10 protein-coding genes and 2 pseudogenes are annotated in these 22,127 nt (G+C 58.9%); 9 read left to right on the plus strand and 3 right to left on the minus strand.

The window, feature by feature from the left end; translation table 11 throughout:
- The first annotated feature begins 269 nt into the window (after positions 1 to 269).
- From BC363_RS21250 to BC363_RS21280, 7 genes are all read left to right on the plus strand, one after another.
- Complete coding sequence (locus BC363_RS21250; protein ID WP_065786010.1) at positions 270 to 917, plus strand: TetR/AcrR family transcriptional regulator; 648 nt, start codon at positions 270 to 272, stop codon at positions 915 to 917.
- Between the two features lie 639 nt (positions 918 to 1,556).
- Positions 1,557 to 2,186: a hypothetical protein gene (locus BC363_RS34610; RefSeq protein ID WP_141690391.1), complete on the plus strand. Its 630-nt coding sequence runs from the start codon at positions 1,557 to 1,559 to the stop codon at positions 2,184 to 2,186.
- Positions 2,183 to 12,706: a hypothetical protein gene (locus BC363_RS21260; protein ID WP_141690392.1), complete on the plus strand. Its 10,524-nt coding sequence runs from the start codon at positions 2,183 to 2,185 to the stop codon at positions 12,704 to 12,706. The genes BC363_RS34610 and BC363_RS21260 overlap by 4 nt, the downstream gene beginning before the upstream one ends.
- Positions 12,707 to 12,870: 164 nt before the next feature.
- Positions 12,871 to 15,024: a type I secretion system permease/ATPase gene (locus BC363_RS21265; protein ID WP_244519931.1), complete on the plus strand. Its 2,154-nt coding sequence runs from the start codon at positions 12,871 to 12,873 to the stop codon at positions 15,022 to 15,024.
- The gene (locus tag BC363_RS21270) at positions 15,021 to 16,484 is read left to right on the plus strand and encodes an HlyD family type I secretion periplasmic adaptor subunit (protein WP_065786006.1); all 1,464 of its coding nucleotides are present in this window, start codon (positions 15,021 to 15,023) and stop codon (positions 16,482 to 16,484) included. Before BC363_RS21265 ends, BC363_RS21270 begins: the two co-directional genes overlap by 4 nt.
- Positions 16,485 to 16,676: 192 nt before the next feature.
- Positions 16,677 to 17,066, plus strand: a complete 390-nt coding sequence (locus tag BC363_RS35180; RefSeq protein ID WP_065786005.1) for a hypothetical protein — start codon at positions 16,677 to 16,679, stop codon at positions 17,064 to 17,066.
- A gap of 172 nt (positions 17,067 to 17,238) precedes the next feature.
- A complete protein-coding gene (locus BC363_RS21280) occupies positions 17,239 to 18,276 on the plus strand; it encodes an IS110 family transposase (RefSeq protein WP_065786004.1) in 1,038 nt (345 codons plus the stop codon).
- 280 nt (positions 18,277 to 18,556) lie between these two features.
- Here the strand turns inward: BC363_RS21280 and BC363_RS21285 are convergent.
- The 3 genes and pseudogenes from BC363_RS21285 to BC363_RS33725 all read right to left on the minus strand — a co-directional run.
- A pseudogene (locus tag BC363_RS21285) lies at positions 18,557 to 18,973 on the minus strand (transposase); the annotation flags it as partial.
- A gap of 43 nt (positions 18,974 to 19,016) precedes the next feature.
- Positions 19,017 to 19,322 carry a hypothetical protein gene (locus BC363_RS21290; RefSeq protein ID WP_065780833.1) on the minus strand — a complete coding sequence of 102 codons (306 nt, stop codon included), beginning with the start codon at positions 19,320 to 19,322 and terminating at the stop codon, positions 19,017 to 19,019.
- A pseudogene (locus BC363_RS33725) lies at positions 19,322 to 19,546 on the minus strand (transposase domain-containing protein); the annotation flags it as partial. The gene BC363_RS21290 and the pseudogene BC363_RS33725, both read right to left, overlap by 1 nt.
- A gap of 312 nt (positions 19,547 to 19,858) precedes the next feature.
- Between BC363_RS33725 and BC363_RS21300 the strand changes: the two are divergent.
- Positions 19,859 to 20,038 carry a hypothetical protein gene (locus BC363_RS21300; RefSeq protein ID WP_065785974.1) on the plus strand — a complete coding sequence of 60 codons (180 nt, stop codon included), beginning with the start codon at positions 19,859 to 19,861 and terminating at the stop codon, positions 20,036 to 20,038.
- Positions 20,025 to 22,097, plus strand: a complete 2,073-nt coding sequence (locus tag BC363_RS21305; protein WP_065793326.1) for a recombinase family protein — start codon at positions 20,025 to 20,027, stop codon at positions 22,095 to 22,097. The genes BC363_RS21300 and BC363_RS21305 overlap by 14 nt, the downstream gene beginning before the upstream one ends.
- The last annotated feature ends 30 nt before the right edge of the window (positions 22,098 to 22,127 follow it).

Consider the following 22,127-nt stretch of genomic DNA (forward strand, 5'->3'; position numbering starts at 1 on the left):
GTTGGAGGGGGTTGGGCTGAGCCTGGCGCGCAAAATCATCCAACGATACGCGCTCGAGACGGGCAGCGAGCAGGGTCTCGGCATCGGCGAGAAAGTCGCCCCATCACTGTGTTGACCGACCGGACGATGCCCGCATTCGATTTCGCCGGGCGGCCCGGGAAATTTGATTTAGAGGACATGGTTGAAACCCACCCATTGGCTTGCACATTTTGGATACTACATGGTATCTTAATGTAAGAATTAGGATACTGTCAAGTACTGGAATTGTCGTGACCGAAAATAGCCAGGGCCGGCGCGGCCGGCCGGCCAACGAGGCGCTTGGCCAAACGATAGTCGACGCCGCGTGCGAACTCTTTGTGGAATTGGGTTTTCAAGCGACGACATTGGACAAGGTCGCCCAGCGAGCGAAGATATCCAAGCTCAGCATCTATCGGCACTTCGAGAACAAGGAGGCGCTGTTCAGCGCGGCCATCGCGGCCCGCTGCCATCAGTTTGCACCACAGGCCCTTTTTGAAGGCGTCGACGGTTCGGCCGAAGATCAGCTCATGGCGGTGGGATCATCCCTGCTTCGCACGCTGTTGAGCCCGGACGTCCGCAGTGTCGAAGCCATGATCATGGCCGACAAGACGAATCAAAAGTCGTTAAGCAAGCTCCATTACGAAGCCGGCCCCGCCCATGTCATCGCCCAAATCGAGGCCCTGTTGCGTCAGTTGCACGCGAAGGCGGTTCTGAACGTGCCCGATCCTCTCCGGTCCGCCCGCTTGTTTGCCGCGCTTTTCAAAGGATCCGATCTCCTGATTATCGCACGCTTCGATGAGGCGAGAGCAGAGGACGACAACGAAATCGAATCCTATTGCCGGTCGGCCGTCGCCATGTTCATCGCCGCCCACGGTGGCAACGACCACGCGGGCGGATAGCCTAGACGAGGCCGCGAAGGAGTACTTGCTTGATATTTCGGATGCTCGCATTGACATCAACGCCTTGGGCGGTGTTTCAGGACCTGTGACCGGCGGCGTAACCGCTACCACTCCATTCGAGGCCTTAGTGCCGGCTTAGCACGGGAAGCTGCAACGGTGGTCTGAATGGCGGAAATGGCGGCGCAATGCTGTCGTTTGCAGGCCTAAGCGTGCGCCTTACGCGCCGGACAGAATTGCGCCACGAGTCCTGGAACCCTTGTTGCTGCGATGTTCACCCTTTGGGCCACGAAGATCGCATAATGTATCAAGTGCAACCGGCTGCGTTGTCTAATTAGTAATCACCGCTGCTTGTTCCGGCCCTTTGCGAGGCCGGTCTTTCCGAGGGTTCTGCGAGGGGGCCCGATCATCCAATTGCATAACGGTTCTGCGTGCGGACCAATTTGATTGCCAACCGCAATCGCAAAAGTCGTACTATTCGCAGGCGTTCCTCATAGAATAACTCACTGACATATATCGGTTTATTCAAGCGCGCCACACTGAAACAATAGTTGCATGTCGCTAGGATTCTGCACTATTGCTCGTCAGGGTGGCGGCCTGAACAGATATGGGCTGTACCGTTGGAATGAATAGTGGCTGCGAGTGAGCTTTAACGCAGGATTGCGCGGCCAAGGCACAGCTGAAATCAGGGATCTGCGCGTGAATCGGTATTTGTATTTATTCTACAGAGCACAACTTCCTGCATTTCTAATAATATTGGCGCCGATATCCTCATACTACCTTTTGCACTTCGACATTTACGATTACATCACTGGTGGACTGTCGGAGACATTGTTTAGCCGGTACAAATGCGACGCCCTAGCGATACGAAATCTTTACGGTTACAGTGAACGTTTGTATCTCTCCGCGTATTTCGGTGGCGTGGGTTTGGTGGTGGCGTTTTGCACCGTTCATGCGGGGAACCTACTGGCCGCACCTTTGTCTGTCGCAGCGCTGACTGAAAATCAAAAATATCCGCTAGTCGCCGTAGTGGGTTCACTCCTGGCAATCGTATTTCTATTTCTCACATTGTCTACCTGGTCGCTTGTAGGCCCAGACGGCTTGGGTTGCTCATGGTTTAATAGTGTTGAACGACCAGAAGATTTTGAATTTCAGTTTGTCAAGACACTTTTTATTATGGGTGGACTAATGGCCGGGATTTACATCGCCATTTTGATAGCCAGCATTTTCGTCGTTATTTCTATCAACAATCGTCGGAGTGTTACTCGATGAGTTCGCCAGAACCTAAATTCGACCCGTACACCGGTTTGGATTTCACCCAAGATTTACTTTTTGGCTTGTTGGGAACGGCACTTGGTTTTGCTGCGGAAATTGAGAAGAATCCGCAGATTGCTCTAAGCATAGCTAAGTCAGGTCTCGTGTTCTTCTCCGTTGTCGGGGCAGCATTCGAAATTAAGAATGTAAGCGAAGCCGAATCTGAAGCCGACAAGGTTGTTGAGGTTGCGGGCGCAACCGGTCGAGTGCTCGGCGGTATTGTTTTCGGCTCGCTTGGCAACCTCCTTGGTCCGGCAGCGGGCATATTTTTCGGCGGCATCGGAGTATACGCAACGGGCCAAGCATTCGAAAACGGCATGCGAATGCTGATCGATTACGATCTTGAACCCTTCGCCTATGCGGAACAAAGCTGGAGGGTGCACCTGACACCTGATCCATTTGATGCCGACCCCTATTTCAAAATGGATCCGGCGATTGGCGGTCCGAGGTTTTCAGGATATACAGGGCCTGGGACAGGCTACGACACGCCTTCAGAACAGATAGATCCCGCTGACAGACCGTCACTACACCCGCCTTTAACCGAGGTTCTGCCGGACAGTACGATCAGCCCAACTACTCTACAACCGACTACTGTTGCACCGTACATGTTCGTCCCCGATCTGCCTGCGCCGATCGCTCCGGTTGCTCCATACATCTTTGATTCAATCCACCCGATCGTCATCGACCCGGTAGAACCAATTCTATTGGTGTCGCTGGATCTGAAGCCCGTCGCTCCACCAGCTTTGCCGCAACCGCAGCCCGAGCAAACTCGCCCCGACAACACCATCGGAAGCCCATTATCCGGGGGAAGCGGCCTCGGCGGAGGCGGATCGCGAGGCGAGGATCGCAATGACCGCGGAAGCAACGGCTATGGAGCAGGTAATTACGGGAATAGTGGATCCAGCGGGCGTACCAACGCATCGTCAACGCCGAGTCGTGACAACCAGACCTCGAGTTCGGGCAGCGGTCGAGGGTCCGGCGGTGGATATGCCTCCACGCCAAGAGAGGGGCCGACACCGAGTTCCAGGCCGGATCGCGGAAACAGCCCCGGCGATACTGCTAAAGGGAATGGTTTTGGGGGAGGAGGCTCACCTAGTGGTAGCGTTTCAGGTTCTGGCCGAGGTGGGGCGAACGCCGGCACTGGTTCAAGCGGTAGCGGCCGGTGGGACCGAGGACATCCGGGCAAGGAGAAGGACGATCGCAGCGGTTTCGACAACAGAGGGAAAGGCGGACATTATTGGCCTGTTCTTCTCGACCTCACCGGCAACGGTCTCGACATCAATCCGCTCTCCTCGTCCTCGACGTTCCTAGAAACAAACGGTGACGGATATCAGCGTCGGACGGCGTGGGCCGGTGATGGCAATGGCGTGCTTGTCATCGACCTCGGTGGCGACGGCAAGATTTCGGAGGAGAAAGAATTCGCCTTCGCGCAATGGGACCCAGGCGCCAGCGGCGACCTCGCGGCACTGAAGAGTGTCTTCGACACGAACCATAACGGCAAGCTCGACGCAGGCGACGTGCGCTGGAACGAATTCAAGGTGATGGTGGGCGAGCAACTTGTGTCGTTAGCGTCCCTTGGCATTGAGTCGATCGATTTGACCCCGACCGGCGCGGGCCGCGTCTTTAGTGACGGCTCGGCGATCACCGGCACGACCACCTTCACCCGGACCGATGGTACGAAGGGCGCGGTTGGCGACGCAGTGCTGGTGGCGGACGCCACAGGCTACATTATCAAGCGCGACACAGTCAGCAATGCCGACGGTTCGACGACAACGGAGATCTCCGGCTTCGACAAGGTGGGTGTGCTGGCTTTCCGCGAACTGGTGACGGTCAGCGCCGACAAGGCAACGACCACGACTCGCTTCGACGACGATGGCAACGGTACCTATGACCGCCATCAGACGGTGACGCTCGCAGTTGGCGCCGATGGTTCGAGGACCGGGATCGTCTCGAACTTCGCTGCGGACGGTACGCTTGCCGATCGCACGACGACAATCAGAAGCGGTGACAAGTCCGCTGTGACGACGCTGCTGGACGCTGACGGCGACGGCAGCACCGACGAACGTCAGGTGTTTGTCACGAATACAGACGGTTCCACGTCCACGACCGTCGAAGAACTGAGCGCGAACGGAGCACTTCTGAAGCGTGTCGTGAGCACTGCCACCGCCGACGGCTTGACGAAAACGACGAACATCGACTCCACCGGCACTGGCACATTCGATCTCGTCCGTACGGAAGTGACGGTTGTCGGCTCAGGCGGCGCTCGCACCAAGACCGTGACGACGGCAGGTTCCGACGGGACGGTGCTGTCCAGAAGCGTCGAGACCATTTCAGCGAACGGACGAGCGCAGTCGGTCGATCTCGATCACACCGGCACTGGCACGTTCGATGAGCGCCGGTCCGTTGCAACGGATGTGGCAGCGGATGGCGCGGTCACGACGACCTCCTATGTTCGCAACGAAGACGGCTCGCTGAGAACCAAGACAATCACGACCAATAGTGCGAACGGTCTTACCAAGATCGTTTCGTCTGATCTCACCGGTGATGATGCTATCGATCGGGTTTCGAGCAACGTGACCAGCGTTGCCGGAGATGGGACCTGGATGGAGACCATCGAGGAGCGTAGCGGCAACGGTGCCCTGCTCTCGCGGCGGGTGACGACCAAGAGCGTCGACCGAGCGAACACGACAATCTCCGATGACAAGGATGGGGACGGCTTCGCGGATGAGACCGCAGTGATCGCCGTCGCGGCCGACGGTTCGGCAACAACGACCGTCACGGCCCTGGCGCGCGACGGAACGGTTATCACAAAGACGTCGAACGTGGTCTCTGCGGATGGATTGACGCAGACGACCCGCCGCGACGTCGACGGCGATGGAACGGTCGACGAAACGATCGTTGATTCCATCGTCCAGAACGCTGATGGAAGTCGGACTCAGACTGTCTCCAAGACCAGCACCTCCGGCGCGTCGCTTGGCAGGGTCGTGAAGACAGTCTCGGCGGACAGCCTGACCGTGGTCACTCAAATGGATATCGATGGCGACGGCACGACAGATGTCACGTCGACGGATATCACACAGCTGAATGCCGACGGCAGCCGCACACAGCGCGTCGCTCAGCGGTCGGCCAACGGCACGTTACTCAGTTCTTCAGAAACCGTAATCAGCGCCGACCGCAAAAGCGTGACGGTCACGGAGGATGCAAACCGTGGTGGCGGTGTCAACAGACGGCGCACGACGGTGATTGGCGCCAACGGCAGCAAAACAGAAACCGTTGTCATCGTGGCAGCGGATGGCACAACGCTTGGCCGTGAGACGACGGCATTGAGTGCCGACGGACTGACCGTATCGGTGGCAACCGATGCCGATGGTAATGGCACTGCGGAACGGACAACTACCGAAAACACTGTCATTAATGGCAATGGCGGCCGCATTCGCACCGTCTCCGAACGTGCACTCGACGGAGCGCTTCTCAACAGCACCACGGTCTCGGCCAGTGGTAACGGCCTTGTCATCGAGACGGCCAGCGACCGGAATGGTGATGGCGCCATCGATCATCGTGTGAGCGATATCACGGTTTTCAACCAGGACGGTTCGACGACCCGTACGGTTTCCAGCGTCGAAGGCACGGTTAGCACGACGACGAGCGCGGGCGGCCTCACGGTGAGTCGGGTGACTGATGTCGATGGCGACGGTCAGTCAGATCAGCTCGCCACCACCAGGAAGGTGCTGAATGCCGATGGCAGTCAGCTGATCACGGTGGAGGAGCGCAGCGGTAACGGAACGCTTCTGAACAAGGTCACGACCTCGATCAGTGTCGATCGCTCTGAAACGGTTACGCAAGTTGATGCCGACGGAGACGGGAACAACGATCTTTGGGAACGCACGACGAGAGCGAATGATGGCGGCCAGATGGTCGACAGCCACCGCTACACCGCCAGCGGGGCGCTGATCTCAAAGAAGTTCGTATATGCGGATGGAAACGGTCTCTTCAAGAAGGAGTTCGACGACGTAAACGGCGACTGGGAGAACGATTTCACCACCGAGACGTATACCGTGTTGCACAACACTGGCGGCAACACACTAATCACAGCGAAAACCTCGGCAAACGGCACGCTGCTGAACCGGAATAGCATCACGACGAGCGCGGATGGCCTCACGGTGAGCCGGGTGACTGATGTCAATGGGGATGGTCAGACAGATCAGCTCGCCACCACCAAGAAGGTTCTCAATGCCGATGGCAGTCAGCTGACCACGGTGGAGGAGCGAAGCGGTGGCGGATCGCTTCTCAGCAGGAGCACCACCTCGGTCAATGCCACCCACTCGTTCACTTTCGCCCAGCGGGATACCGACGGAGATGGACAAACCAACTTCTGGGAAACGACGACCATAAACGATGGCGGGCAAACGACTGACACCCGTAACTACGCCAACAGCGGGCTGCTCATCTCGAGGACATTTACCTATGCGGACGCAAATGGGCTCTACCGGAAAGACTTTGACGACGTAAACGGCGACTGGTCGACCGATTTCACCACAGAGACACATACCATGTTGCACAACAATGGCGGCAACACGGTTACCACATCGAAAGCCTCAGCAAACGATACGCTGCTCAGCCGGAACATGGTCACGACGAGCGGGAACGGCTTTTCGATAGTCCAAGAGACTGACGCGAACGGCGACGGGGTTGTCGACAAAACCGTTATCACCATCACCATGATTGAAAACGACGGTTCCAAGGCAGTGACCCAATCCACGATGGCAGGCACCAGTCTGGCTTCGCGGTCCACGGTCTCGACATCGGCCAATGGACTGGTATCGAGCACCGTATCGGATCTCAATGGTGACGGTGTCACCGATAACACGATGCGCCAGTGGAAAGCGCTGAATGCTGACGGGTCGACCTATTCTGCAGCGGAAAGCTATGCCGCCGATGGAAGGCTTGTCGCCAGGTCCGAGACGAACACGAGCGCTAACGGCAGGCACGTAACCCAGGGTATCGACCAGGATGGAAACGGTGTCAGTGATCGATGGATCGAGGACAAGATCAATGACAACGGGGAACAGGTGCGCTCGGTCACCGAGCAAAACGCATCTGGAGCTGCGCTAAGTGCCAGCGTGACCATCGTTTCGGCAAACCGATTGATGACGACGAAGACCTTCGATTTCAACGGAGATAGTACGCCAGATCTGCACAGGCGGGTGGAAACGTCGATCGCAGCAGACGGCGTGACCACGACGCTTCAGTCCGAATTCTCTGGAAACTGGATCCTGAAGGAGGGAATAAGGACGACCGTCAGCGCGAATGGCCTGACGAAGCAGATCGTCTATGCCGATGGCAACTATGCCACGCTGCGCGCCTTCACAGACGCGACCACCCATCACCAGGATGGTTCCACTCAAAACGACCGCCTGTTTTTCAATGCCGACTGGTCGCGCGAAAGCTATGTGGGGACCTGGACGAGCGCCGACAAGCGGATCGTCAACGTTACAAAGGATATCGATGGCGACCTGGTCGCAGATCAGTTCACACTCACGCAGTTGTACGATGATGGGACGACGCACCAGGTTTTGACCGACTATCGCCCCGACGGTCAGACGATTGCCCGTCAGACAGTCATCGATACCAGCGGCAGCGGCCTTTCCAAGACCTACACCTACGATTTCGACGGCAATGGTGTCGCGGATGCGCAGGTGACGAAACTGACGGCCATCGGTGCCGATGGCGGTAAGACGACCACCACCGACTATAAAACCAATGAGAACGGCTCGTTGGTGCTGAAGGGTCGGGAGGTTGCGACGGTCAGCGGTGATGGTTTGACCGAAAATCTGCAATGGGACGATAGCGGCACGGGATCGTATGGTGGCCGGAAGAGCAAAGTCACGACGTTGAACGCAGACGGCTCGCGCACGACGACTGAGCAGCAGTTTGAGAATGGTCAGAGTGCCGGTAGCCTTACAACGATCGTTTCTGCCAATGGCCTCGTCACGACAAAGCAGCTCGACACCGACGGCAATGGCACTGTCGACCAGAGGCAAACCGACACCACTGTTCTGGATGCGGACGGCACGTCCACGCGCACCATCGCATCACTGGCAACGGATAGCGCTGTCCTGTCGACGATGACCATCTCATCGAGCGCAGATGGCAGAACGGTGACAGTTCAGGACGTTTCCGGAATTGACGGTATTGCTTCTCGATCTACGACGTCTGTATCGCGTCAGCGTGCGGACGGAGGCTCGGTGAAGGTCTACAGCGTCCGCAACGGCTCAGGTCAACTTCTCGAAGGGGTCACCACCACAGTATCCGACGACAACCGGCTGGTCCAAATCGACCGCGACACCAATGGTGATGGCCAGACCGATCAGATGGAGCAGACTGTTACCACAGTCGAGGGCCGTAAGCTGACCACGGTCACGAATTTTGACAATGGCACCATGACGGGCCGGATCGCAACGACGCAGGCCGCCAACGGACTATCGTCCGTGACCGAAGTTGACCGGAATGGTGACGGGACTGCGGATACGCGAAAGGTACAGGAGAACGCAATCTACGCAGATGGCAGTCGAGAAATTGTCATCGCGGATACGGACCTGAAGTCCGGAAACCTCCGCACTAAGACCACGAAAATAACCAGCGCCGATGGCAGGACGCACGTGGAAACCACAGATGTCGACGGGGACGGGGTGATCGACCGAACCGTTCGAGAGACCGTCCTTGCATCCGGAATCCGACTGACGTCAGAAACAAATAATTCTCGTGCCCGTAGATCCGATCAAAAGTTCAATGGCGAAACTTACTGGAACGACAAGGTTCCGGCAGCGTCTGAAACGACCACATCGGCCGATGGTCGCCTCAAAACGACATCCGTTGATATCGATGGTGACGGTCGCTTCGAGGTCTCCATGGAGGCCAGAACCCGGATAGATGGCAGCATCGTCACAATGGTCACGGAGACCAACAGCGACGGAAGTGTGAAGGCTCGCGGCCTTTTTGAAGTAAGCCACGACGGCGTTGCGAACGTCTTTAAAAAGGACGGCAACAACGATGGTTTCTACGAACTTGTGGAGACGACAACCAAGCTTAGCAGCGGTGCGGTTGAGCGAACGGTCGTGACCAGGGAAATCGGCGGGACGGTGGCCAAGACGGCGCAGATCAAGGTTGATGGGTTTGGGAACGTCCTGCATATCAAAACGGTGGATGGTGCCGGGCGGACACTGGATGAACAGATCAGAGCGCCGAACGGAACATCGACGCGCACGTCCTATGTGGCGGCGACCGGCGCGGTCCTCGCGACGGAAGTGCTTGATGATCTCAACATCATCCGCAGTTCTGTGCTTTATGATCCGCTCAACCAGCAGGCCTGGTCACGAGTCGAGCAGACTTATGATACCGCCGGCATCAAGATCCTCGAGAAACAGTTCCTTGACGACGGTAGTACCGCGGAGTTCTTCTACCGGGCACCGGACGGGCAGATCTATGAATCGCGAACCTTTGCTGCCAATGCGGCATTGACATCTACCACCCTTTACGACGCACAGGGTAAGCGCACGAGCGCCGTCCTGCACGACCCACTGAGCCAGCACGCCTGGTCGCGCGTCGAGCAGACCTTTGATGTCGCCGGCATCAAGACGCTCGAGAAGCAGTTCCTGGACGATGGCACGCGCACGGAGCTCCTTTACCGGTCACCGGGCGGTCAAATCCAGCAGTCTCAAACATTTGCCGGCAACGGTGCGCTGACATCGGTGACGCTCTACGACACGCAGGGCAAGCGGACGAGCGCGGTGCTTCATGACCCGCTCAACCAGGACGTCTGGTTGCGAGTAGAACAGACGTTTGACGCGGCCGATGTGAAAATTGTCGAGAAGCAGTTCCTGGATAACGGAGGCAGGAGCGAATCTTACTATCGTTCACCGGGCGGCCAGGTCTACGAGGTGCACAGCTTTGCCGCCGATGGCGCCTTGCTTTGGAAAACCTTCCATGACGCGGCCGGCACGAAAACCAACGCGACCGTCTTCGATGCTTATAGCCAGAGTGTCTGGTCTCGCGCGGAGTTGACGTTCGACGCGACGGGCGTAAGAATCCTTGAAAAGCAATTTCTCGACAATGGCGGGCGGAGCGATTTTTACTTTCGCTCACCCGGCGGACAGGTGCATGAAATCCAGAACTTTGCCGCTGACGGGGCATTGCTTTCCAAAACCTTCCATGACATCGCCGGCAAGAAGACGAGCGCTGTCGTTTACGACCCCTACAACCAGAGTGGCTGGACCCGCGCAGAGCAGACCTTCGACGCGGCGGGCGTGAGGACCCTCGAGAAGCTGTTTAATGACAATGCAACCCGGACCGATCTTTACTATCATGCAAGTGGGTCGCTCTTCGAAGCGCAGGTCTTTTCCGCAGCGGGCGCACTGACCAGCAAGGTCGAATATGACGCGTTTGGCAATCAGACCTGGACCCGGCGGGAGCACCTGATCGATGCCCAGGGGCGCACCACGCAGTCATCGGTCTTCAACGACAACGGTACGAGGACTGCGACCGTCTTGGATGCGTCCAACGCACAGAGTTGGTCCACGAACGCATCTTACTACAATGCCGCGGGACAGCTCTATTTCGTCGATCAGGCCAACGACAACGGCACGTTCAACACGATCACCTATGACGTCGACAGTAGCCAAGGCTGGTCACGTTATGAGCAGCATAAGGACAATAGCGGCCGTGTCCTGGTTCAATCGAACTTCAATGACAATGGCACCCGCTCCACCTATTCCTACGATCCAGCGAATGCCCAGACCTGGTCATTGCATCAGCAGAACTACAATGCGGCCGGCCACCTCCATACTGTCGATCAGACCAACGACGACGGCACGCACAACACCATCCAATACGACGTCGATAGCAATCAGGGATGGTCACGCTACGAACAATACATCGACAACAGCGGCCGCCTCGTAATCCAGACCAACTACAATGATGACGGGTCGAGACATGTCTATAGCTTCGATCCGGCAAATGCCCAGGATTGGGTCAAAATTACCCAAGTCTACAATGCGGCTGGCGCACTCGCGTGGCAAGCCAACGAATACGACAATGGGACCACCCAAACAACGACGTTCAACGTCTACAACAATCAACCATGGTCGAAGTTCGTCGAGGTCAAGAATGCTGCGGGTACAGTGACGACGACGGCCGCCTATCAAGGCGACAACTCCCGTTTCGCCAAATTTTGGGACGTGAGCAACAGCCACCCCTGGTCGTATCTGGAGCAGTACGTCAATGCGGCCGAGCAGGTGACGGCGCAGTTCCAGCGGCGCGACGATGGGGTGGTTGAAGAGAGCCGCTACGACGGCCAACCGACGGCACGGCAGCTCGCCACATTCGACCCAGAATATTACATGGCCGCGAACCCGGATGTCGCCGCGGGCTGGAATGCGCCGGCGATCGACCATTTCAGCCAGTTCGGATGGAAGGAAGGACGACGGCCGAATGCGTGGTTTGATTCGTCTTTCTATCTTCAGCAGTACGCCGACATCAGAAATGGCGGTCTCAATCCGTTCGAACACTGGCGCGGCTGGGGCTATGCCGAAGGACGCAAGCCCTATGCCGGCTACGCGGGCTTTGATGCCCGCGCCACTAGCGATTTGGCTGGGATCCAGGAGCCGTTGTTTACAACCCTTCAATGGAACCGCATTGGCGCGATGCGAACTTATGCAAGGGATACCTACAACCGCATAACCTCCGACAACGATCGTTCGCGGCCGAGATATGGTCCGGGAGTTATGAACACTCTCTATGGTGTCGCTTACACGTACGACGATCGACATGTCCTGTCGTTGTACCCGCAGTACGTTCAAAGCGGATTTGGCGTCCGGAGCTACAAGCCGGTGATGCTCGACCTTGACGGCGACGATCACATTGATCTTCGCATGTTCTCGTCTGCCGAGTTCGAGGCGGGCAATGGCCCGCGGTTCGACTGGGATGGTGACGGTATCGCTGACAGTAGCGCCTGGGCCGGTCCTGCCGATGGCTGGTTGGCAATCGACGTTGCCGCCGATGGCAGTGCAGGTCCGGATGGGCTGATCAACCAGGCGAAGGAACTGGCCTTCACCATGTGGAAGACGTCTGATGAACTCGCGGGTGAGCAAGCGGAGATCACCGATCTGGAAGCCCTGCGGCTGGTGTTCGATACCAACGACAACAACCAGCTCGATGCCGGTGACGCGCGCTGGAGCGAGTTCCGCGTCTGGCAGGATGCCAACCAGAACGGCGTCACCGACGCCGGCGAATTGCGCACGCTCGAGGAGGCTGACATCCGCCTGATCGAACTGGTGCCGTCACCCGCTGGCGCGCAGCAGTTCGCGGACGGTTCGGCGATCACAGGTACAAGCAGCTACCTCAAGGGTGATGGGTCTCGTGCCCTCGTGGGCGATGCCACCATCACCTATCGACCCGGCCAGCCATCGACAGCCGTCGCATAAACCTGGCTCTGCTTATTTCCGTATCAACGATCTGCCCGCCGCTGTTTGGGGTGGGCAGATCGCTTGTTTGGCGCCGTACAGCGCAAACCCCTTTTGCCTCCAGATTTTTGCGCGGTTCCATGGACACCCCTCCGCTTCCTCGAGATACCTCTCCAACAACAGAGGTGCCGCAGCTACAGCCTGATCCCGGCCTGACGGCACTCTGCCTCGTTGCCGGCTACTACCGGATCGCGGCGCAGGCGGAGGTGCTGTCGAAGCAACTGGCTCTCGGCCAGCACGCTGCCGCCGACGATGTCTTGCGGGCGGCTCGCTTGGTGGGATTGAAGGCAAGACGTGTTTCCGGCGTTTCCGAACGGCGCCTGAGCGGACTGCCGACGCCAGCGATTGCGTGCCTGCCCGATGATGGCTTTGCGATCCTGGCGGGGGCGAACTCCGCCGGTCAGATGCGGCTGGTCAATCCGACCAACATGGAAACCGAGGAGCTCGAGCCGCGCGAGTTGCTCGAGCGTACCGGCGCCAGCTTCATCCTGCTGCAGCGCAAGTTTCTGGGCGCAGGGGCGTCCGCGACCGGGTTCGGGTTCCGCTGGTTCCTGCCGTCGATCTGGCGCTATCGCCGGTCGCTCGGCCATGTGCTGATCGCCAGCCTGTTCATCCAGCTGTTTGCGCTGGTGACGCCGTTGTTCTTCCAGGTCGTCGTCGACAAGGTTCTCGCCCACCGCAGCTATTCGACGCTGACGGTTCTGGTCATCGGTCTGGTGGTCATCGGCCTGTTCGACGTCATCCTGCAATATCTTCGAACCTATGCGCTGTCGCACACGACGAGCCGCATCGACGTCGAGCTCGGACGGCGCCTGTTCCGGCATCTGCTCAACCTGCCGCTCAACTATTTCGAGACCCGCGCGGCCGGCCAGACGGTGGCGCGCATGCGCGAGCTCGAGACGATCCGCGAGTTCCTGACGGGGCAGGGGCTGTTCAGCGGCCTCGACTTCATTTTCGCCTTCGTCTTCATCGCCGTGCTGTTTGCCTATTCGACGACGCTTGCCTGGATCGTCGTTGCCTCCATTCCCTTTTACATCGCCATAGGTTTTCTCATCCGGCCGTTCCTGCGCGAGCGCATCGACGAGAAGTTCGACCGTGGCGCCTTTAGCCAGCAGCTCCTGGTCGAATCCGTCGTCGGCATGCAGACGCTGAAGGCCTCAGCCATCGAGCCGGTTGTCGCCTCGCAATGGGAAGAACGGCTGGCGGCCTATGTGCGCTCGTCCTTTGCCGCAACCATGCTGGCCGCCAAGGGGCAGAATGCCATCCAGTATGTCAGCAAGCTGACGAGCGCTGCCTTGCTTCTCTTCGGTGCCCAAGCGGTGATCGATGGCAGCTTGAGTGTCGGCGCGCTGGTGGCGTTCAACATGATCGCCGGCCAGGTGGCGCAGCCGATCCTGCGGCTGTCGCAGCTCTGGCAGGATTTTCAGCAAGTGCAAATCTCGGTCTCGCGCCTGGCCGATATCCTCACTGCGCCGTCCGAGCCGCGACCGGCCCAGCCTGTCGCGTTGCCAAAACCACGCGGCGCGATTTCCTTCAAGCATGTGAGTTTCCGCTATTCGCCGAACGGACCTGAGGTCTTGAAAAACGTCGATCTCGATGTTCAACCTGGCGAGGTGATCGGCATTGTCGGCCCGTCCGGGTCCGGCAAGTCGACACTCACCAAGCTGATGCAGCGGTTCTATATCCCCAATTCCGGCCAGGTCTTTGTGGACGGCCAGGATATCGCCCAAGTCGACCCCGCCTGGCTGCGTTCCCATGTCGGCGTGGTGCTGCAGGAGAACCTGTTGTTCAACCGCACCATCCACGACAACATCGCCCTTTCCAATCCGGCGATGTCGCGCGAGGCCGTCATCAACCTGGCCCGGCTGTCGGGTGCCGACGAGTTCATCGTCAAACTGCCGAACGGCTACGAGACGATGATCGAGGAACGCGGCGCCAACCTGTCGGGCGGTCAACGGCAACGGATCGCCATTGCCCGTGCACTCTCGACCAATCCACCGATGCTGATCCTCGATGAAGCGACGAGCGCGCTCGACTATGACAGCGAGCGCATCGTGCTTGCCAACATGCGCCAGATCGTGCGCGGCCGAACGGTGATCATCATCGCGCACCGACTGGCCACAGTCCGGGCCTGCAACCGCATCATCGGCATGTCGGAAGGCCGTATTGTCGAGGTCGGCAATCACGATCAGTTGCTGGCACGCAAGGATGGTCTCTACGCCCATCTGTGGCGGCTGCAGAACGGCATGTCCGACGTGGCCGCGGAGGCACAGGCATGAGCCGTCCTTCAAGCCGTTCCACGAAGCAGACCAACCGGGCCGACAACGAGTTCCTGCCGGCGGCAATCGAGATCCTGGAAACGCCGGCGTCACCGGTACGAGCGGCGATGATATGGCTGATCTGCGTGCTCGCAGCGCTCGCGCTGATCTGGGCCTATTTTGGCAAGTTCGATATCGTTGCTACGGCCCAGGGCAAGATCCAGCCAGTCGGCCGGGTCAAGATCGTGCAGTCCGAGGAGCCGGGCAGGGTGACCACCGCAAATGCCGTCAACGGCATCCGGGTGCAGAAGGGCGAGGTGCTGGTCGAGCTCGATCCGACGACTGCGCGGGCTGAAGAGCAGGCGTTGAAACTGCGGCTTGATGCATTGCAGGCGGAGATCGTCAGGCGGCAGGCGCAACGGGATACCGTGGCCTCATGGGCCAAGAGCGATCTGTGGGCGAGCGCCAGTGGCCCTGCACCGCGGGTCATCGCTTTCCCCACGGAGACGCTTGCCTCGACGGTCGCGCGCGAGCAGCAACTCTACGACGCCGAACTGGCGAAGCTTTCCGGCGCGATCGCCAATCTGAAGGCCCAATACCGCAAGAGTGTCGCCCAGGTTGACCGGCTGGAACACACGATCGTTGCTCAGCAAACATTCGTCTCCACGCTGTCCCAGCGCGTGTCGATGCGCAGCCGGCTTGTCGATGTCGAGGTCGGCACGAAGGCGGCGATGATCGACGCCCAGGAAACCCTGCAGGAAGCCGAGCGCGATCTCGTCAGCCAAAAGGGCGAACATCAGGAGGCAAAGACCGCACTCGATGTGCTGAAGGCGGAGGCGGACAGCCAGTTCAGCACCTTCCAATCGGAGAACATGCAGCGGCTCGCCGAAGCGATGCGCGAGGCCGATCAGGCGGTGCAGGAACTGGCCAAGGCCAGCCGGCGCCTGTCCGCCATGACCATCCGCAGTCCGGAAACCGGTGTTGTCCAGGCGTCGGCGATCACCACCGTCGGACAGGTGCTGACACCGGGCACCGAACTGATGCGGATCGTGCCGAGCGAGCAGAAACTGGAGATCGAGGCCTATCTGCCCAACCGCGATATCGGCTTCGTCGAGGCCGGGCATGAGGCTGTCATCAAGGTGGAGGCGTTTCCATTCACCCGATACGGCATCCTGCACGGCAAGGTCATTCGTGTCGCCACCGACGCCATCCCCGAACCCGATGCCCGCCAGCTCGAGGAAATGTCATCCGGCAATCTGCAATCGGCGGTTCCGGTCAGCAACGCCCAGCGGGTCCAGAACCTCGTCTATCCCGTGATCATCGAGCCAATCGAAACCGACATTCTGGTCGACGGCAAAGCCGTTCCGCTGGCGCCGGGAATGACGTTGACCATCGAGATCAAGACCGGGCAGCGCCGCATTCTGGAGTATCTGTTCTCGCCCTTGGCCGAAGTCGCATCGGGCGCGATGAAGGAAAGGTAGAAGGACCGTGGGACCGGGGATGGCGGAGTCCTGGGCATCCGAGCTCTGCCTACAACTCGCCCTAAGATTAGCTTTTCTTTCGCCCTTTAAGATTGCCAACGCGAGTGGAACTACCGATGCCTGAGACTACCAACCTGACGCCTTTCTATCGCCACTATGCTTTCGTCGCGCTCGCCGCCGCTTCCAAACAGCATGGGAACCGGCGTCTCCATTGGACTGATATTTGCCGTCGGCGGCGTCTCGGCGGAAAGGTTCATAAGAGTTAACGAGCGCCCGCCCACCCTGGCCGAAAAGAGGCGGCTTGCGTCCGTTGGCTCGTTTCTATCCATAGTCATGGGCCTGGTCGGCGGCTTGGCTATGGTGGCTTTCCACTACGTTATGGCGTTTCTGATCGCTCATCCGGTCTACCAGCTCTCATACTATGTCATGCGCAAGCAACTCGTGGCGATGTGGATGGATCTTGGAACCGGCTTGCTGCTTCTAATTTTTGGTGGAGCAGGCGTGTTCTCTTGGCTCCTTGGATACGGGATATTGAGATGGACTTATGGACGGTCTGCCCGGAAGTTCGCGTTGAGGCTGTGAAGCTGGCAATTCGATCCGCGAGGACTGTTTCGATGTTACCGTTCGCGCTCAAAAGATGGTGTAACGGGCGGAAGCCGGCCCGCCAGGTTTGAAGGGCTGGTGGTCGTCCCTCACAATGATGGTGTCGCGGAGTCAGGAGTGGCCTGCTCCATAGCAGCACGGAGAGACGACCATGAAAGAGTATGCCGGCATCGACGTATCATTGGAATACTCAAGCGTGTGCGTGGTGGATGCGGATGGCCGCATTGTGCGGGAAGCGAAGATCCTCAGCGAACCCGATGCGCTAATCGCCTGGTTCGGCGAGCACGGCGTGGCGATGGAGCGCATTGGTCTGGAGGCCGGCCCTTTGTCGCAGTGGCTGCATGCCGGGATGGTGAAAGCAGGTCTTTCCGTCGAGCTGATCGAGACGCGCCACGTGCGTGCAGCCTTTAAGACGATGCCGGTCAAGACCGACAAGAAGGACGCCCGGGGCATTGCGCAGTTGATGCGGCTTGGCTGGTTCAGACCGGTCCACTGCAAATCTCTTGCCGCCCAGGAGGTGCGTGCGCTGCTGACCGCCCGCAAGCTCATTCAGGGTAAGCTTCACGACATCGAGATGAGCATCCGGGGCATCCTGCGCGGCTTCGGCCTCAAGGTAGGGCCGACGACGCGGCGCACTTTCGCGGGGCGCATCCGCGCGCTGATTGCAGGCCATTCGACCTTGGAAGCGATCGCTACGGCACTGCTGAAGGTGCGCGACGCGCTTGTGCATGAATTTGCAGGTTTTGAGCGCACGCTGCGCGCCATGGCTCGTCAGGACGACAACGCACTTCGGTTGATGACGACGCTAGGCGTTGGCGTCCTGGTGGCACTGACGTTCGTGGCGGCCGTCGATGCGCCGGAGCGATTCCGCTCATCACGCGCGGTGGGGCCGCATTTCGGATTGACGCCGAAGAAATATCAATCGGGCGAGACCGATCATAGCGGTCGCATCTCGAAGATCGGCGATGGCAGCGTGCGAACCGCGCTCTACGAGGCGGCCAACGTCATCCTGACGCGACCGGTCAAAGGTTCCGATCTGAAGGGCTGGGCGTTGGCGGTCGCCAGACGTGCCGGTCCCAGAAAGGCGCGTGTCGCGCTGGCCCGCAAGCTGGCGGTGGTGTTGCATTGCATGCTCAGGGACAGAACCAACTTCATTGCTCATAAGGGAGCGCCGGCCCTGGCTGCTTGATCGGAGGAGACGACAACACAGGCTTTCGGACGGGCACAGCCATCAGCCCTCCGGAGCAAGGTCCCTTCGCCGGGACGATGGATGGGTTAGGCCGTTATGCGACGAGCAGCACGCGGTGACTGCGCCTCTAAAAGATTGGCCAACCGGTCCTCAGCAGACCCCATAGAGCAGCGGCAAAGCTCCGACTGCGGACAGAAGCAAGCACTCGGCGAGGGATTACGCCCACAAGGGATTGACGAAACGCCCGTTACAGAAGATCGCATAATGTATCGGGCCTTTATCAACCAAAGACCGCGACTGCTGATTTGACGATGATCCCGCCATCCGGACTTCTGCGCATTTGCCGACCGGTAGCAGCGCGAAAGACCTGCAGCAATTGCAGCGCCGGCGGTACCCGTGACCACATTGTTTTCATGCGTTCCACGCCATTTCGGCTTTTGCGCACAGCCTGGCCAGTCACAATGCGCTGTGACCAGCGGAAACCGATCTCGTGGAAATACAGATCGGCGTGCTGCGGGCTGATATGATGAAAGACGCCGGCAATCGTGCGGCGAACGCGGGAATTGAAACCTTCGACCGAATTGACATGGGCGGCGTCCCGAACGTATTCGCGGCTGGAATGCTTCACGGTGTCATGCCTGGCATAGTTCTCGCCAAGGGCTATGAACGCTGTCGCCTCATCGCTCATCAAGTGTGAGCGTCCGGCGAGCGCATTTTTTGCTCGAGGCGTAGGTGTTTAGCTAGCGGTTGCGCTTTACCTCGTCGGCCATAATGCGCTCGATCATTTCAGGATCGCATTGCTCGTCAATGAGAAACTGGCGGATCCCGCCGTCCCACGTCCGTATGTCCGCGAGAAGCTCCTGGAGCCCCTCTACGCCATCGCCAGTCAGGCCTCTTGTACCGTATTCGCTTCCGTCACGGACGTGGACCATTTCGCCTTCGGCGATATTGTCCGAGTTGCTGGTGACTTCCTCAAGCAGCTCGAGGTTCTCCCCGAGCATGCCCGCGATTTCTTTGAGTGTGTAGATAGTCTTCGAGCGGGCCATCACGCAGCCTCGTGCAGGTCTTTTGCCGGCGGCCACTGCCACGGCAGCAGTTCTTCAAGGCGATCCTTGGGGTGATCCTGGATCCGAGTCAGGACGTCTGTCAGATAGACCTCCGGATTATGGCCATGTTGTTTGGCCGTCTCGATGATGGTCAGGATATCCGCGATGCGCTCGCCACCCTTGTCGGAGCCGGCGAAGAGCCAGTTCTTTCGGCCAATTCCAATGCCCCGTTCATTCTGCCCATGTCGGCGATGAAGTCGAGGTCTATTATCGCTGGCATCCGTATTTCGGCCAGAGGGTTTCCATTTGCCGCGTAGAGGAGCGAGCGACAGGTCGGTTTTTGAAGGTACTGGGGCCGCCAGGTGTGGTGATCGCGATTTCGGAGTGGATGATTGATCCTTTGGTGTGCGGCGGCATGACCATGGGTCTTGCACGCGTCGATCTTGCGGCGCTGATCGAACTGAACAGACTGGTCTCAGGCGGTGCGAAGGCGGCACTCTTCCGAGGTGAACATAGAATCACTCAGGAGGAAGATGATGAGATCCCGCAACACGCTGGTGTCGGCGTCGAACCGGCAGCTCGACCTGATATTCAAAACCCGGACGCTAGACGGACTAAGCGACAAGGATCGCAAGAAGGCGATATCAACACTGGCTTGCCTGCTGATGCAGGCGGCTGGTCTGGTCGTCGAGGAGTTCAACGATGACCAGCACTGATTTAATGCCGGCAGCGTTACTCGCGCGCAAGGCCATCGTTTACGTGCGGCAATCCACGCAGTCGCAGGTCATGACCAATCTGGAAAGCCAGCGACGGCAGTATGATCTTGTTGACGTCGCGCGACAGCGCGGCTTCAGCGACATTGAGGTCATTGATGACGACCTCGGACGCTCCGCCAGCGGAACTGTCGCCCGCCCCGGCTTCGATCGTCTCGTCGCCCTGTTGTGCGCCGGCAAGGTTGGTGCCGTTCTATGCTTCGATGCATCACGGCTCGCACGCAACGGACGTGATTGGCATCATCTGCTCGAACTTTGCGGCCTTGTTGAAGCCCGCGTCATAGACCACGACGGTGTCTATAATCCATGCCGGCCCAATGATCGTCTGCTGCTCGGGATGAAGGGTAGTATCAGCGAGTTCGAACTAGGCGTGCTGAGAGCTCGCATGCTCGATGCCGCCAGATCGAAAGCGCGGCGTGGCGAATTGCGCCTTTCTGTGCCGTTCGGTTACATATGGCATCGGGAGGCGGGGCTTGGGCTGGACCCCGATCTGCGTCTGCAAGAGGTGATCCGATCCATATTCGCCCGCTTCCACGAGCTTGGAAGTGCGCGCCAGGTGCTTCTGTCGATGACGAAAGATCAGATTCACTTCCCGCGGCCGTCGGATGAAGGGCGCATGACCAACTTCGTATGGAAGCCTGTCCGTTATCGCAATGTGATCGGCATCCTCAAAAACCCTTTCTACGCCGGCGTCTATGTCTATGGGAAGAGCGAGAAGCGCACTGCCATCGTCGATGGACGGGCTCGGCGCAGTTACGGGCACGGCAAGCCCGTCGGCACCTGGGAGGTGATGATCCCGGACCATCACGAAGGTTACATCAGTTGGGACGAATACGAGCGCAACCAACAGCAATTGGCGCTCAATAATTATGGCCGCTCGGGCGGGACTAAATCGGGCCGCGGCGGCAAAGCGCTATTATCGGGTCTCCTAACCTGCGGACGGTGTGGGCAGCGACTGAGTGTCTACTATACGGGCAACCCACAATGCCGACCCGTCTATCGCTGCGACAAGCAGAATCGAATGATGGGCTTGCGCCGGTGCATGACGTTCGGTGGCCCGAAGGTCGATGCAGCGGTTGCGCGCGAGTTGTTGCGCGCGGTAGAACCGTTAGCGATCGAAGCGACCTTTGAAGCAGAGCGGATGCACCGGGAGCGGCAAGAAGACCAGCGGCACATTCACGATCTGGAGCTACAACAGGCTCGCTACGAGGCCAGCCTGGCTGAGCGTCGCTATGCGGCATGCGATCCCGACAACCGTCTCATTGCCGCGCAGCTTGAGAAGAATTGGGAAACTGCGCTACGCCGCGTCCGGGATCTGGAGGAGCGCAAGCCTGCCGACAGCCCTTCGACAATAGAGGTCGATCCAGGCACCTTCGCGAACTTGGCCGACAATCTCTTAGCGGCCTGGGAGTCGCCCGATGTGACCATGCGCGTGCGCCAGCAATTGCTTCGTACTTTGATTGCGGACATTGTTGTTGATGTCGATGATGCGGTGCGCGATGTGGTGTTGACGATCCATTGGAAGGGCGGTCAGCATTCGGAGCTCAAGGTCCGCAAGCCTCGGACCGGTGAACACGGTTGTGCCACCACGGAGGATGCCCTGGCGGTGATGCGCAGCATGGCGGGTCGCTGGTCCGATGAACATATCGCCGCGTCGCTCAATCGAATGGGCATGCCCACGGGGCAAGGAAAAACCTGGACCGCGCACCGGGTCGCTTCTGTGAGGCGCGTTCGCGCAATCCACGCGTACAAATCAGCGGACAAGGACGGCGAATGGCTGACCATGACAGAGGCTGCGGCGGTCTTGGGCGTGACCAATCACCGGATACGCCATCTGATCAAGACGAACGTATTGTCTGCCGAACAGGTGGTTCCCGGCGCGCCGTATCAAATCCGCGCCAGCGACCTGACTTTGGCGACGGTTCAAGCCGCTATAGCCCGAAAGGGCCGCCCGTGTCGCAGTGCTGACGCGGACACGCTTCCAATGTTTACAGATACTTAGAGAAGGAGTGCACAATGACTCAGGTCCGGC

Source organism: Ensifer sp. LC384, from assembly GCF_001695865.1.
GTDB lineage: Bacteria > Pseudomonadota > Alphaproteobacteria > Rhizobiales > Rhizobiaceae > Ensifer.